This is a genomic window from Kribbella sp. NPDC051718 (genome assembly GCF_040681515.1).
Classification (GTDB): Bacteria; Actinomycetota; Actinomycetes; order Propionibacteriales; family Kribbellaceae; genus Kribbella.
Genome location: NZ_JBFAYZ010000004.1, coordinates 131321 through 145991 on the forward strand (window position 1 = coordinate 131321; position 14671 = coordinate 145991).

At 69.1% G+C, this 14671-nt stretch carries 11 protein-coding genes; 2 read left to right on the top strand and 9 right to left on the bottom strand.

From position 1 onward, the window contains the following. Positions 1-78 precede the first annotated feature (78 nt). The 3 genes from secA to AB0M15_RS16225 all read right to left on the bottom strand — a co-directional run bounded on the left by secA (position 79) and on the right by AB0M15_RS16225 (position 5202). Positions 79-3003 (bottom strand): preprotein translocase subunit SecA, encoded by a 2925-nt coding sequence (gene secA / locus AB0M15_RS16215; protein ID WP_363818755.1) that lies wholly within the window; start codon positions 3001-3003, stop codon positions 79-81. Between the two features lie 207 nt (positions 3004-3210). After that, on the bottom strand, positions 3211-4422 hold the full coding sequence (locus tag AB0M15_RS16220; protein WP_363818759.1) for a crosslink repair DNA glycosylase YcaQ family protein: 1212 nt from the start codon (positions 4420-4422) through the stop codon (positions 3211-3213). A gap of 33 nt (positions 4423-4455) precedes the next feature. Continuing rightward, positions 4456-5202: a helix-hairpin-helix domain-containing protein gene (locus AB0M15_RS16225; RefSeq protein ID WP_363818762.1), complete on the bottom strand. Its 747-nt coding sequence runs from the start codon at positions 5200-5202 to the stop codon at positions 4456-4458. Between the two features lie 154 nt (positions 5203-5356). On the opposite strand from AB0M15_RS16225, the gene AB0M15_RS16230 reads away from it, so the two are divergent. Next, positions 5357-6151 (top strand): serine protease, encoded by a 795-nt coding sequence (locus tag AB0M15_RS16230; RefSeq protein ID WP_363818765.1) that lies wholly within the window; start codon positions 5357-5359, stop codon positions 6149-6151. On the opposite strand, the gene AB0M15_RS16235 is transcribed toward AB0M15_RS16230, so the two are convergent. From AB0M15_RS16235 to mtrA, 6 genes are all read right to left on the bottom strand, one after another. Next, a complete protein-coding gene (locus AB0M15_RS16235; protein ID WP_363818768.1) occupies positions 6148-7494 on the bottom strand; it encodes a ferredoxin reductase family protein in 1347 nt (448 codons plus the stop codon). The genes AB0M15_RS16230 and AB0M15_RS16235 overlap by 4 nt on opposite strands. Before the next feature lie 153 nt (positions 7495-7647). Continuing rightward, positions 7648-8274 (bottom strand): ribosome-associated translation inhibitor RaiA, encoded by a 627-nt coding sequence (gene raiA, locus AB0M15_RS16240; protein ID WP_363818770.1) that lies wholly within the window; start codon positions 8272-8274, stop codon positions 7648-7650. 215 nt (positions 8275-8489) lie between these two features. Then, positions 8490-9206, bottom strand: coding sequence for a phosphoribosyltransferase family protein (locus AB0M15_RS16245; protein ID WP_363818773.1), 717 nt, complete (start codon positions 9204-9206; stop codon positions 8490-8492). 38 nt (positions 9207-9244) lie between these two features. After that, complete coding sequence (locus AB0M15_RS16250; protein WP_363818776.1) at positions 9245-11011, bottom strand: LpqB family beta-propeller domain-containing protein; 1767 nt, start codon at positions 11009-11011, stop codon at positions 9245-9247. Then, the gene (mtrB, locus tag AB0M15_RS16255; protein ID WP_363820229.1) at positions 11008-12669 is read right to left on the bottom strand and encodes an MtrAB system histidine kinase MtrB; all 1662 of its coding nucleotides are present in this window, start codon (positions 12667-12669) and stop codon (positions 11008-11010) included. Before mtrB ends, AB0M15_RS16250 begins: the two co-directional genes overlap by 4 nt. 71 nt (positions 12670-12740) lie before the next feature. Beyond that, positions 12741-13418, bottom strand: a complete 678-nt coding sequence (mtrA, locus tag AB0M15_RS16260) for an MtrAB system response regulator MtrA (RefSeq protein WP_026163715.1) — start codon at positions 13416-13418, stop codon at positions 12741-12743. 225 nt (positions 13419-13643) lie between these two features. On the opposite strand from mtrA, the gene AB0M15_RS16265 reads away from it, so the two are divergent. Then, complete coding sequence (locus AB0M15_RS16265; protein WP_363818779.1) at positions 13644-14669, top strand: hypothetical protein; 1026 nt, start codon at positions 13644-13646, stop codon at positions 14667-14669. Positions 14670-14671 lie beyond the last annotated feature (2 nt).

Consider the following 14671-nt stretch of genomic DNA (forward strand, 5'->3'; position numbering starts at 1 on the left):
CCCTCTCGGCAAGGCTCAAGACAACGGCGAAGGCCCGCCCCCGAGCAATCAGGGGCGGGCCTTCGACAGTACAAGCGATCAGTTCTTGTAGGCGTCCGATGCCGGGTCGCCGTGGCAGCGCTTGTACTTCTTGCCGGAGCCACACGGGCAGACCGCGTTGCGCGGCGTACCCGGGTATTCCAGCGCGCCATCCTCGACCGCATCGGCGTGCACCGAGACCTCGTCGTCGCCGTCGATCGTCGGCGCCGAGTAGGTCAGCCGCTGCGGGCGACTCTCGGTGGACAGGCCCTTGGCGCGCAGCTTCGGGGTGTCCTGCGGACGCGGCGAGTCCTGCGGCCGGTCGTCGTCATCGACGGCGGCCTGCCGGCCCGGGAACTCGGCGACCGGAGCGCCCGGCACCAGGATGTCCTCGGCCTCGGTCTCCTCCAGCTCGGCCAGCTCCGCCTGGGCGGCCAGGTCGGCCTGCATCGCCTCGAGGTCGACCTCGACGTTGAAGATGAACGCGACCGACTCCTCCTTGATGGACTCCATCATGGCGGCGAACATGTCGTAGCCCTCGCGCTGGTACTCGACCAGCGGGTCGCGCTGCGCCATCGCCCGCAGGCCGATACCCTCGCGCAGGTAGTCCATCTCGTACAGGTGCTCGCGCCACTTGCGGTCCAGCACGCTCAGCACCACGCGCCGCTCGAGCTCGCGCATCGCCTCGCTGCCGAGCGCCTCCTCACGCCGCGCGTACGCCTCGCGGGCGTCGGTGACGAAGGTGTCGATCAGGAAGTCCTGGGTCAGCCCGGACCGGTCGCCGCCGGCCTCCTCGATCAGCTGGTCCTCGGTGATCTCGGTCTGGTACAGCGTCTTCAGCGCGGTGAACAGCTGGTCCAGGTCCCAGTCCTCGGCGAACCCGTCGGCGGTCGCGCCCTGCACGTAGCCGGTGACCGTCTCGTCGAGCATGTCGAGCGCCTGCTCCTGCAGGTCGGCGCCCTCGAGCACCCGGCGGCGCTCGTCGTACACGACGTGCCGCTGCCGGTTCATCACGTCGTCGTACTTGAGGATGTTCTTCCGGGTCTCGAAGTTCTGCGCCTCGACCTGGGACTGGGCCGACGCGATCGCCTTGGTGACGACCTTGTTCTCCAGCGGCACCGTGTCGTCGTCGTTGCGCGACATCGCCCAGTCGACCATCTCGCGCTTGAACAGGCGCATCAGGTCGTCTTCCAGCGACAGGTAGAAGCGGGACTCGCCCGGGTCGCCCTGACGGCCGGAACGACCGCGCAGCTGGTTGTCGATCCGGCGCGACTCGTGCCGCTCGGTGCCCAGGACGTACAGACCGCCGGCCTCGCGGACCTCGACCTGCTCGTCCTTGACCAGCTTCTCGAACTTCTCCAGGACCTTCGGGTACTCCGCCTCGTAGTCCTCCGCGGACTCGACCGGGTCGATACCGCGGGCGCGCAGGTCCTTGTCGGCCAGGTGCTCGGGGTTGCCGCCGAGGATGATGTCGGTACCACGGCCGGCCATGTTGGTGGCCACCGTGACGGCGTTCTTACGGCCCGCCTCGGCGACGATCGCGGCCTCCCGCGCGTGCTGCTTCGCGTTCAGCACCTCGTGCGCGATGTTGCGCTTGCGGAGCTGGTTGGACAGCCGCTCGGACTTCTCGACGCTGGTGGTGCCGACCAGGATCGGCTGCCCGGTCTCGTGCCGCTTGGCGATGTCCTCGACGACGGCCTCGAACTTGGCCTCTTCGGTGCGGTAGATCAGGTCGCGCTGGTCCTGCCGCACCATCGGCTTGTTGGTCGGGATCGGGACGACGCCGAGGCCGTAGATCTTGGAGAACTCGGCCGCCTCGGTCATCGCCGTACCGGTCATGCCGGCCAGCTTGCTGTAGAGGCGGAAGTAGTTCTGCAGCGTGATGGTCGCCAGCGTCTGGTACTCCTCCTTGATCTCGACCTTTTCCTTGGCCTCGATCGCCTGGTGGAGTCCCTCGTTGTAGCGGCGGCCGTGCAGCGTCCGGCCGGTGTGCTCGTCGACGATCAGCACCTCGCCGTCGACGACCACGTAGTCCTTGTCCTTGCGGAACAGGTCCTTGGCCTTCAGCGCGTTGTTCAGGTAGCTGATCAGCGGGGTGTTGGCCGACTCGTACAGGTTGTCGATGCCGAGCCGGTCCTCGACCTTCTCGATCCCGCGCTCGAGGATGGCGACGGTGCGCTTCTTCTCGTCGACCTCGTAGTCGGCGACCGGGCGCTGGTCCTCGGCGATCTTGTCGTCGGCGAACCGCGGCTTCAGGACGTTCGCGAGGTTGGCCATCTCGACGTACCAGCGCTGGGAGTCCTCGGCCGGGCCGGAGATGATCAGCGGCGTCCGGGCCTCGTCGACCAGGATCGAGTCGACCTCGTCCACGATCGCGTAGTTGTGCTCGCGCTGGACGCAGTCCTCGATCGAGTTGGCCATGTTGTCGCGCAGGTAGTCGAAGCCGAACTCGTTGTTGGTGCCGTAGGTGATGTCCTTGGCGTAGGCCACCCGGCGCTCGGCCGGCGACATCTCCGGCAGGATCACGCCGTAGTCGAGGCCGAGGAAGTGGTACACCCGGCCCATCCACTCGGCCTGGAAGCGGGCCAGGTAGTCGTTCACCGTGACCACGTGCACGCCCTTGCCGGACAGCGCGTTCAGGTAGGTCGGCAGGGTGCCGACCAGGGTCTTGCCCTCACCGGTCTTCATCTCGGCGATGTTGCCCAGGTGCAGCGCGGCGCCACCCATGATCTGGACGTCGTAGTGGCGCTGGTGCAGGGTCCGCTTGGCCGCCTCGCGGACGACCGCGAAGGCCTCCGGCAGCAGGCCGTCCAGGGACTCCCCGTTGTCGACCCGTTGCTTGAAGTCGGCCGTCTGGGCGCGCAGCTCTTCGTCGGACATGCCGAGGAAGTCGTCCTCGATCGAGTTCACCACCTTGGCGATGGTCTCGAGCTTGCGAACGATCTTGCCCTCGCCGATCCGCAGTAACTTGTCGAACGCCTTCATCGTGGGGGGTCCACTCCTTGACTGTGCAGCCTTCAATGCGGCGGGTGCCTGACCGTGCTCATCCGGTAACGGACGCGACACAGCCCGCCCGCCTGGCGGGCGTCACCCATGGTACTGGGCTATCAGCGTCACCCCACGCGCCGGACTACGTAGCACCCTTGCCCCACCCACGAGCGAGCACCCCGAAAAGTTCCAGTACTACGCCCCTCAGTGGCCGCGGAGGGCGAGGCTCAGGGCGGGGGCCAGGTCGCCGCCGCCTGCTAGGCGGACCTGGTCAAGGCCCAGCCAGCCGGCTAGCTGGATCAGCTCGGCGGCCAGTTCCTCGGCGGTTTCGACCGGGGCGCCGGGCTCGGCGTGGGCGGATTGGACCAGGAGGGTGCCGCTGGGGCGGTCGGATTTGAGGTCTACCCGGGCCACGAGGCGGTCGCCGAGGAGAAAGGGCAGGACGTAGTAGCCGTGGACTCGTTTCTCGGCGGGGACATAGATCTCGATGCGGTAGCGGAAGTCGAAGAGGACCTCGGCGCGGGTGCGTTCGAAGACCAGCGAGTCGAAGGGACTGACGAGGGCGCGCGTGTTGACCCGGCGCGGGAGCTTGGCGTCGCGGTGGAGGTACGCCTGGCGCTTCCAGCCCTGGATGGTGACCGGCAGCAACTCCCCCTCCTCGACCAACTCGGCGATCGCCTGCGCGGTCGGGGCGGGCGAAGTACGGAAGTAGTCCTTCAGGCATTGAGCCGTCGCGACCCCGTGCGCCCGCGCCGCGATCGACACCAGCCCGCGGTGAGCTTCCTCCGGGGTGGGCGTCGGCGTGTCGACCACCGCGGCCGGCAGCACCCGCTCGGGAATGTCGTACATCCGCTCGAACTGCTGGTTGCGCCGCGCCACCGTGATCTCACCGGCGAAGAACAGGAACTCCAGCGCCCGCTTCACATCGGACCAGTTCCAGCCCCAGTTGGTCCGGTCGCGCTCCACGTCGTCGTCGATTTCGCGCGCCGTCAGCGGCCCGTGATCGCGCACATCGGCCAGCACCTGCTTCACCAGATCCGGCCGCTCGACCGCGATCGACCGCGGCCCACCCCACGCCTCGGTACTCGCCCGAGCCATCCGCCAGCGCATCAACGGATGCGTCTCGACCGGGATCAGCGACGCCTCGTGCGCCCAGTACTCCACCAGCTTCCGCGGAGACTTCCCGGACGCCCGGTCGAGCAGATCCCGCGGGTACGGTCCGAGCCGGGAGTACAGCGGCAGGTACTGCGCCCTGCTCAGCACGTTCACCGAGTCGATCTGGATCAGCCCGATCCGCCCGAGCACACGCGCCAGCGCCCGCATGTCCGGCACCCCTTTGGGGCGTGGATCGGTGAACCCCTGGGCGGCGAGCGCAATCCGCCGGGCCTGAGCCGTCGACAACACGTCGGTGATCACCTCACGAAGTCTGCCGGACGCCACCGACAAAACTCATCGACCGGCGTCCTGTACGCCGATGACCACCAAATACTCGGCAACCTCCGGAGCGGCGCCCGGTGGCAGCAGTCCCCGGGTCCACAGCTCATCGACCACCTGGAACCGCCCGTGCTGCATCCGGCTCACCACGATCGCCGCGGCCTGCTTGCCCGTGATGCCGGGCAGCGCGTCGATCAGGTCGGCCGGGGCGTCGTTGAGGTCGATCAGCCCGCCGTCGTCGTACTGCCGAGGCAGGTCGGGCCGGCCGATCCCGAGACTCCGCGCCAGCGCAGGTTGCTCTGCGGCCAGCTGCCTGGCCTGACTCCGCCGGAGCGGGTCGGGCGATAGCCCCGATGCCTGCGGATGACCCACCCACGGCGCCTGCTCGGGCTGAAGAAAGTACGGGTTCTGCTGCGGCTTCCGGAAGCGGGGACTGCCGATCACCACTGCCGCCTGGAAGGCGCAGACGACGTTGGCCATCAGGTAGACCAAGGTGGCGACCAGCTGGCCGTTGGTGAGCTCAGGTTCGTCCGACTCGAGCACGTAGAAGATGTAGAAGGCGGTCACGGCCAGGTAGCCCACCGCTGACAGCCCGAGGAAGGCACTGCGTCGCTTGATGGCGACCAGCCCCGTCATCAGCCAGCCGGCCAGCCCGATGGTCACCACCGGTACCGCAGCGCCGAGCAGCTTGAGGACCAGCAGCTTCCAGCCCGACGGCCCTGGCCGCTCCTGCGAGAGGTACGGCGGTACGACAGATCCCATCGGTTCCTCCCCTTGTCCGGTCAGAGTGTAGAGATCGGCGCGGTCATAACTTCGGAGTTACCGGAAGTGAGAGGTGCGCTACGTGGGGTAGCCGGGAGAGGGTCCGGGTAGGCCGCGCCGCCCGCGCAGCCCCTATCACCCTGGAGTGTGAGGCATGGCAAGACTTGTTCGCGCCGTTCTGGCGGCTGGTGTCCTGACCGCTGCATCCCTCGGCACGGTATCCGCGTCCGCCGCCCCGGCACCGGAGGGACCGCCCGCTCCCATCGTCGGTGGCGACGTCGCCCATACCGCTGACTTCCCCTGGGCGATCCAGCTGTCCAACAGCGGCTCACCGGTCCCGTCCAAGGAGTACTGCGGCTCCACGCTGGTAGCGGCGAACAAGATCGTCACGGCGGCGCACTGCTCCGACCAGCCGGCCAGTACCTACACGGCGATCCAGGGCCGGGACGTACTGACGGACAAGTCGACCGGCAAGGAGTCCAAGATCAGCAGCATCTGGGTCGACCCGGAGTACGGCAAGTCCCCCGGGCACGACGTCGCGGTGATGACGCTGGCCACACCCTTCACCGGCGTACCGACGCTGGCGCTGGAGACCAGTACCGCCGCCGACACGGCCGGCGCGCCCTCCGTCGTCTACGGCTGGGGCGAGACCGAGGGGACCGGCCCGGCCGACACCTTCCTGAAGGTCGACGTGCCGGTACTCGGCGACGCGGTCTGCGAGAAGGCGTACGCGAGTGAGGGCTACACCGGCGCCGGGGAGATCTGCGCCGGCTACGAGGAGGGCGGCAAGGACTCTTGCCAGGGCGACTCCGGTGGCCCGCTGGTCCTGAACGGCCGCCTCTTCGGCGTCGTCTCCTGGGGCATCGGCTGCGCCGACGCCGGCAACCCCGGCGTCTACGCGGAGGTGGCCGCCTACGCAACCGAGCTCCAGGCCCAGATCGACGGCTAGACCGCACCGAATCGCTCGGTGTGGATCCGGCGTAGCGGGACATCGAGGGCGGCCAGGTCCTGGCTGATCGCGACCACCATGGACGGTGGGCCGCAGATGAAGTAGTGCAACCGGTACGGGCGTCGCGGCAGGAAACGCTCCAGCAGGGCAGCGTCGATCCTGCCGCGCTCCCCCGTCCACTCCGGACCGGGATCACTGATCACCTCGACCACCTTCAGGTTCAGCCGGGTGCGGAGGTCGGCGATCTCGGGGCGCAGCATCAACTGGTCCTCGGTCCGGGCCGCGACGAACAGGCGGTGCCTGCGGCGGTCACCACGGTCGGCCAGGGTCCGCAACATGCTCAGCAGCGGGGTGATGCCGACACCGGCCGCGACCAGCACGAACCCCGGGGCGGCGTCGAGCCCCTCGATCGTGAAACCGCCGTACGGGCCGTCCAGGAAGACCCGGCGTCCCGGCCGCAGGGCGCTGAGCAGCTCGGTGAAGTCGCCGAGCGCCTTGATCGTGAACTCCATCCGCTCGGGTTGTTCGGCGGTCGAGGCGATGCTGAACGGGTGCTCCTCGAAGACGAAGGGGGTCGAGCCGATCTTGAGCCAGGCGAACTGCCCGGCCTCGAACGGGAGGCCGTCGTGGCCGTCGGCCCGGATCACCAGGGTGATTCCGTCGCCGGGCACCGGACGGACCTCCGCGACGACGTACGCGTAGCGCCGGGACCGGATCGGCAGCCAGAGCCATCGCCGCGCGGCGAGCGCCACCAGTAGCAGTCCCGAGCCGACGAACCAGACCGCGACGAGCCAGTGTGCGATGAGATGCCTCAACCACCACACGTGCAGCCACGCCGTCGTCACGACGATCGCGACGAGCCCGTTGTGGACCAGCCGCCAGCCCTCGTAGCGAGGCTGCCGGCGCGGCCGCCGGACAGCGAGGGCGACGAGCAGCACCAGGGCGATCGTGGAGGTGAGCGCGGCCCGGGCGGCCCAGGTCGTGCTGGGCAGGTTCAGGATGCGGAGCCCACGCGGGTCGACGATCAGCACCGCGACCAGGTGCAGGACGACCATCAGCACCGCGATCAGGGCGATCAGCCGGTGCACGGTCAGGATCGTCTCGATCCCGAAGGTCGCGATCAGCCTCGGCAGCCGGGCCGGCAGGACGACCGCCACCACCAGTGCCGAGAATCCGACCAGGCCGCTGCTGAGCGCGATCGCCTCTCCAGGCGAGAGACCGGGGTCGCCGACCACGGTCCGGGTCAGCAGTAACGGCACCAGCAGGATGGCGGCGTAGAGGAGGAACCATCCCAGCCGGGCGACCGGCCCGTGGACGTGAGCGGAGATCCGACGGCGCGACATACCAGTGGGTTTCCAGGATCCTTCGGGAGTGCTGGAAACCTACGCCCGCGCCGGTCGCTCCGCAGCGATTCTGTCAACACTGTCATCTGGCGGGCACAATGCGGGGCCCGGTCCGATGGACCGGGCCCCGCATCTTTGTGGATCCTCCCGAGGTCAGACGGCCAGCCGGATCACGCCGTAGTCGTAGCCGCGGCGGCGGTAGACCACGCTGGGCTGGTTCTCGTCGGCGTCGACGAACAGGTAGAAGTCGTGGCCGACCAGTTCGAGCTCGTAGAGCGCCTGGTCCAGCGACATCGGCTTGGCGGTGTGGGTCTTCTCGCGCATCACCAGCGGGCCGTCACCGGTCACCGTCAGCGAGCCGAACTTCTGGGTGGTCACCTCGTCCTCGGCGACCGTCTCCACCGGCGCCGCGGCGGCACCGTTGTCCGACAGCTTGGCGGCGATGTGCCGCAGTCCTTCGGGGGCGTGCTGTCCGGTGTGCACCCGGCGGCGGTCGGCGGCCTTGCGGACCTGGGCCTGGAGCCGGTCCAGCGCGACGTCGAAGGCGGCCTGCTTGGTCTCACCACAGGCTTCGCCGCGGACCACCGGGCCCTTCGTGTACATGGTGAGCTCGACTCGCATCGCCCGGTCGTGTTGTCGCGGGTTCTTCTCCTGGCTGACTTCTACTTCGCATCGCAGTACCCGGTGATCGACCTTCTCGATCCGCTCGAGTTTTTCCTCGACGTACTGCCGGAAGCGGTCACTGACCTCGCAGTGATGACCCTTGACAACGACGTCCACGGAAACCTCCATCGATCGGCGACTCTGTTACGTCTTCGGACCCCCGTAACCACGGTTCGGATGCCCGAAACGAGAACACCCGCTGTCCGGCCCGGCGAACTCCGTGGGAAGGAATCCGGCTGATCCGGTCCTCGCCCACATCCTCGTTCGACAAGCCCAAGCGGGTGTCATAGGCCAACGCTAGTCGGCTTCGGCGAAAACCGGTAGGGAAGTTCTCATGAACCAGACGCCACCCGGCGCCGGGTGGCCGCCAGCACCGCACAGCCGAGCACCGGAATTCCCCGTGATGCCAAGGCGCGACAGGCCTCGGCGAGCGTGGATCCGGTGGTCAGCACGTCGTCGACCAGGATCACCGGTTGATCCGTCAGCCTTTCAGCCCAGCGCGAACGGGCCGCGAAAGCCCCGGCCAGGTTGGCCGCACGCTGCTCAGCGGACAGCCCGGCCTGGTCCTCGGGACGCCGTACTACGGCCAGCGCGTCGGCCCGCCGCACGTCGTACCCACGTTTGCGCAACTGCCGAATCGCCACGTCTGTCATCCGTCTGAGCGGATCATGGCCGCGCTGCCGGACCGTCGCCGGCGACGAAGGCACCGGGCAGAGCCACGCGGCCCGCCCGGGATCGAGCGCAGCCTGGATCGCGACGGCGAGCGCCTCACCCAGCGGGCGAGCCAGCGAGTACCGGCCGTATTCCTTGTGGGCAAGGATCAGCGAGCGCACCGCCCCGGCGTACTCGGCTGTGGCCGTTGTCGGACGCAACCAGCCGGGCACCGGCTCGGGCCAGGCCCGGTACGGCGTACTGACGGCGAGGGCGCGCCCGCAATCGGGGCAGGGCGACACCCCTGGGCGGCCACACCCTGCGCAGCGCCCGCCGAGCACGAGGTCGACGAGGGCGTCCCGCAGCAACCACCCGGACCACGATCCGCGATCACCCATCCCGGCCGCAACCGGGGCGGGACGGCGCTGTGGATAAGTCAGCCGGGGTAGACCGGCGTGATCAGGCCTTCGGGCCCTTCGGCCATGTCGACCCAGTTGAGGTCCTTGCCCTGCCAGTGCAGCTGCTTCTGCGCGTCCTGGACGGCGGGCAGGGTGTCGTGATTCGGGTTGGATGCCACGTGGATCGTCTCGAACGAGCTGCTCGCGCCCGGGATCACCTGTGGCTGCGAACCGTCCACGTTGACCTGCCACGGCCGCGCCCCGTCGCGCTTGGGCGAGCTGCCGGCCAGCAGGATGCCCGGGTTGTTCCAGGTCGCGTCCGTGATGTCCACCAGCGGCAACTGCAGCGGCATGAACCGGCCCAGTGCGGGCTTGCCGTCGCTGCTGGCGACCGACGCGGTCATCACCGAGTTGACGCCGTTGCGCTCCATCACCAGCAGCGCCCGGACGCCGTCCGGCGCCATTCGCAGCACGACCAGCCGGTTCGCGCCGAAGCTGGTCAGCACGTTCGACACCTTGCCGTCCGCCGTCCGGACCCGGAGCCTGGGCTTCGCGCTGTCCGCCCGGTCCAGGATCCACAGGTTGTCCTCACCGTCGAAGCTCGGCCGCAGAACCTTGCCGTCGGCCTCGATGACGGACGGCGGCGTCTCGGCCTTGGGCGCGTCCAGCCGGCCGACGACCACGATCGGACGGCCGGCCTTGGAGGTGCTGACGACCGCGCCGGTCTCACCGTGCAGGTTCACCGCGAACGACTCGGCCCGGAACGGATAGAGCTGGCTGTCGGCGATCGGCTTGGCCTCGATGGTCTGACCGTCGTCCTGGCCCTGGATCCGCTGGATCCGGCCGGCGCGGACGCCGTACAGGTCCTTCAGCCGTCCGCTGGGCACCGCCGGGTCGTACTGGGTGAAGTCGTGGTACGACAGCTCCTCGGGCCGGTCCGGCAGCAGTGGAGCGCCTTCGACCGTGATCCGCACCCGGGTGGTGATCGGCTGCAGCGTCCAGGTGATCTGGGCGGCCAGTTGCTCGCGGTCGGTCGCGTCGGTCAGCGACGAGGCCGTACCGCTCAGGGCGACCGTCGCGACGCCCGACTCGACCGGCACCGACACGTCCACGGTGGTCCCGGGCGGCGCGTTGGAGACGACGCTGTTGCCGAGCCGGGTGGTCGGGCCCTTCAGCAGCTCCTGGATGAGCTGGGTCGCCGCCTGGCCCGAGGGCAGGTTGCGCGGCAGGTAGACCGGATCCGGCACCATCAGGTGCTTGCTCGGGTTGAAGAAGTAGAGGGCGTAGGGGGTCAGCCTGGGCACCAGCTGGTTGCTGCCCAGGAAGACGCCGGGCGGCGGGTTCGCGACCCGCCACTGGTCCCCGACCTTGGTCAGGTCGAAGGCGAAGTCGAGCTGGGTGTCCGACGGGGCCGGCGCCCACGAGCCGCGGGAGTCGATGGTGGCGATCAGCGGCGCCGACAGATGGAACTTCCCGTCGGCCTCCCTGGCGATCCCCGAGCTGGAGGACTGGTCGTAGACCAGGATCTTGGACTCGGGTTTCCACGCGTCGCCGGCCTCCGGGGTCATGTACTCCCGGGCCACGTCGAAGGCGTTCGAGTCCGACATCGCTTCCACGAAGCCGTTGACGAGCTGCTGCTGAGGGGCGTTGGGCCGGGGCGGCCGCGCCTCGACGCCGATACCGCCGAGGCCGGGCGCGGGCGCGTCCTGGCTGCTGTTCCGGATCGGCCCCTTGGTCGGTACGGTCGCGCAACCGGCCACCAGCAGTGCGGTTGCGAGCGCTCCGGCGAGCAGTCTGGCCTTCACGCCTCATCACCACCCGTGAGCTTCTGGTACGGCGCGCCGACATCCACCAGCGACATCTCGGGCACCACTCGTACCGCGTCAGCAGGGCGAGGGGGCAGCGGCGAGCCGGTCAGGGTGACGTCCGGGCGACGCGGCACGGTCAGGCGGAAGTACGCGCCGTCTCCGGGCGATCCCCAGGCGTCCAGTCGGCCGCCGTGCAGCCGGGCGTCCTCCAAGGCGATGGACAGGCCCAGCCCGGTACCACCGGTGGTCCGTGCCCTGGCCGGGTCGGCCCGCCAGAACCGGCTGAACACCATGTCCGCCTCCTCGGCCCGGAAGCCGACACCGTGGTCGCGGACGGCCACCGCAGCGGCGTCGTCGTCGTACGCGGTGCTGATCCGGATCGGCCGGCCTTCGCTGTGCTCGATCGCGTTGCCGATCAGGTTGCGCAGGATCCGCTCGATCCGGCGCGAGTCCACCTGGGCGCGGCACGGCGCGGGCATGTCCAGCTGGACCTCGCAGCCCTTGCGTTCCAGCAGGGTCTCGTGGTTCTCCAGCACCCGGGAGACGATGTCGCGCAGGTCGACGTCCTCCAGGTCGAGGGCGGCGGCACCGGCGTCGAAGCGGCTGATCTCGAGCAGGTCGGCGAGCAGGCCCTCGAACCGGTTGAGCTCTCCTTGCAGCAGCTCGACCGAGCGGCGGGTGATCGGGTCGAAGTCGTCCCGGGTCTCGTGCAGCAGGTCGGCCGCCATCCGGACCGTGGTCAGTGGCGTCCGCAGCTCGTGCGAGACGTCGGAGACGAACCTGCGCTGCAGCCTGGACAGCTCCTCCAGCCGGCGGATCTGTTGCTGCAGGTTACTGGCCATCTTGTTGAAGGAGACCGCCAGGCGGGCCAGGTCGTCGGTACCGCGGACCTGCATCCGCTCCTCGAGCCGGCCGGCCGCCAGCCGCTCAGCGATCCGCCGGGCCATCCGGACCGGGGTCACGACCTGCCGGGTGACCAGCCAGGCGACGGCGCCGAGCAGGATGACCAGTAGCAGCCCGGCGGTGACCAGGGCCCGCTGGACGACGTCGAGCGTCTCCTTCTGCGCAGTGAGCGGAAAGAGGAAGTACACCTCGTACCGCTGGGCACTGGAGCCCTGCACCCGGAGCTGGGAGCCGATTGCCAGGCCTGGCTCGCTGCGGTTGCCCTGGTAGTCGATCCGCATGTACGTGTCGAACAGCTTGGTGTCGTCCTGGGTGACGGACGCCCGCAGCTCGGGCGGGATCGACTCGCTCTTGACCAGACCGGTGCTCCGGATGGCGTTCGAGTCGGCGCTGTCGCTCGGGATCAGCACGACCTCGTACAGGCCCGGGCGGTTGGAGCCGGCGACGAGCAGCGAGAGCTTGTTCTGCAGGGCGCCGGGGTCGGCCGCGTTGATCGAGCTGGTCAGCGACGCGAGCTGCGCGACGGCCTCCTGCTTGGCGCTGTCCCGGCGGGACTCCAGGATGCCGTCGGTGACCTGGCTCATCATCACCCAGCCGACCAGGATCAGCACGATCGTCGACATCAGCAGCGTGCCGGTGACGATCCGGGCCTGGATCGAGCGCCGCCAGACATCTGGCCAGTACCGAGGGTGAGTCCGCCACAGCGGCTGCGGCTGGGCATGCCAGTCGGCCCCGGCGGCGGTGAGCTCGATCTCGGTTCCGCGGGGCTCCGGTTCGGTGGCCGGCTTGTCCCCTTGCGACTGGCCGTCGCGTCCGTACTCGATCAGTCCGCACCAGCCTTGTATCCCACGCCACGGACGGTCACGACGATCTCCGGGTGCTCGGGGTCCTTCTCGATCTTGGAGCGCAGCCGCTGGACGTGCACGTTGACCAGGCGGGTATCAGCCGCGTGCCGGTAGCCCCAGACCTGCTCGAGCAGCACCTCGCGGGTGAACACCTGCCAGGGCTTGGAGGCCAGGCAGACCAGCAGGTCGAACTCCAGCGGGGTGAGCTGGATGGTCTCGCCGCTGCGCTTGACCGAGTGACCGGCCACGTCGATGGTCAGGTCGCCGATGGTCAGCGACTCCGGCCCGGGCTCGTCCATCCGGCGCAGCCGGGCCCTGATCCGGGCCACCAGCTCCTTGGGCTTGAACGGCTTCACCACGTAGTCGTCGGCGCCGGACTCCAGGCCGAGCACCACGTCCACGGTGTCGCTCTTGGCGGTCAGCATCACGATCGGTACGCCGGACTCGGCCCGGATCGCGCGGCAGACGTCGATCCCGTCCATCCCGGGCAGCATCAGGTCGAGCAGCAGCAGGTCGGGCTTGAACTCCCGGAAGGCAGGCACCGCCTTGTCGCCGGTGGCGACCAGATAGGTGTCGTAGCCCTCGTTGCGCAGCACGATGCTGAGCATCTCGGACAACGCCGTGTCGTCATCGACGATGAGGACTCGGCCCCGCATCGTCCGGTTACCTTCTGCCACGCCTGCTCCTTGCCGGTCCGGATGTACTGCGCGTTGTACTGGCGCCCAGCGGACGCCGATCGTACGCACTACGGATAGTGTCCCATTCCCCGGCCAACGCACACGCCGGATCGCCGTGCGGGACGGGACTAATGGGGGTATGGACCCGCCCGGCCTGTGATCATGGTGCACTGCGGGGGTCCGGGACAACCTGGGAGGGGCGGGATGAGCGACGACATCGGGGTCTACGAGAGTTCGGAGTACTCCGAACCGCTGCGGCCGTGGCTGCCCGCCGACCTGCTCGACAACGCCGCCCGGACCATCTCCGAGAACAAGACGATCATGCTGGGCCTCCCGGTGCTGGCGGGGGTCGCGCTGGCCGCAGTACAGGCCGGGCTGACCCAGCTCACCGTGCCCGGCGGGATCAGCGGCTTCTTCAACGCGGACTCCCCCTTCGAGCAGGCCGGCATCGCGATGCTGGTCATGTACGGAGTGGAGCTGATCCTGTTCGCGGTGGTGTCGAGCATGCTGTCGGGCATCATCGCCCTGGCCGCCGTCCGCAGCCAGCTGGCCAACCGGGTCGGCCCACGCGAGCTCCTCCGGCTGGTACGACCGTCCCTGCCGGCTCTGGCTGCCGTGGGGATCGTCCAGTCGCTCTGCTTCGGCGTGATCATCGCCGGCTGGGGGCTGGGCGTCTTCGCGATCGGGGCCGGTACGGACGCGCTGATCTCGTCCGAGGCGGCCGGGCTGGTCGCAGTACTGCTGGTGCTGGTCGGTGGCGTGCTGGTGCTCATCTTCGGGATCCGGCTCGTGCTGGCGGGCACTGTGGTCCTGATGGAGGGCAAGCGTGCGCCGGACATCGGGCTCTACATCCCTGCCAGGGTTGGCGTCTGGGGCTCGCTCAAGCGGTCCTGGCGACTGGTACGCGGCAAGTTCTGGCGGGTGCTCGGCATCCTGCTGTTCGGTGGGCTGGTGGTGAACATCGTCAGCTACGCGCTGCAGTTCGGCATCGGCACGCTGACCGCGACCCTGGGCTCCTGGGCCGACGGCAGTGAGGACAACACGGCCACCATCGTCTCGATCGTGCTGGCCGTCTCTGCGGGGCTCGCGACCATCCTGACCCTGATCGCCAGCCTCGCCTTCATGTCGGCGGTCCAGGCGCTCATCTACCTGGACCTGCGGGTCCGGCGCGAGGGGCTCGACCTGTGGATGCGTCCGGCGCTCAAGTCACCTACCGGGCCGACTCTGTGAGG

Bases quoted from the DNA above. Each gene is read 5' to 3' on its own strand.
- AB0M15_RS16235 (WP_363818768.1), bottom strand. From the start codon at position 7,494: ATGTCGCGCCGTCGGATCTCCGCTCACGTCCACGGGCCGGTCGCCCGG.
- secA (WP_363818755.1), bottom strand. From the start codon at position 3,003: ATGAAGGCGTTCGACAAGTTACTGCGGATCGGCGAGGGCAAGATCGTT.
- mtrA (WP_026163715.1), bottom strand. From the start codon at position 13,418: ATGCGGGGCCGAGTCCTCATCGTCGATGACGACACGGCGTTGTCCGAG.
- AB0M15_RS16225 (WP_363818762.1), bottom strand. From the start codon at position 5,202: ATGGGATCTGTCGTACCGCCGTACCTCTCGCAGGAGCGGCCAGGGCCG.
- AB0M15_RS16230 (WP_363818765.1), top strand. From the start codon at position 5,357: ATGGCAAGACTTGTTCGCGCCGTTCTGGCGGCTGGTGTCCTGACCGCT.
- AB0M15_RS16245 (WP_363818773.1), bottom strand. From the start codon at position 9,206: ATGGGTGATCGCGGATCGTGGTCCGGGTGGTTGCTGCGGGACGCCCTC.
- AB0M15_RS16265 (WP_363818779.1), top strand. From the start codon at position 13,644: ATGAGCGACGACATCGGGGTCTACGAGAGTTCGGAGTACTCCGAACCG.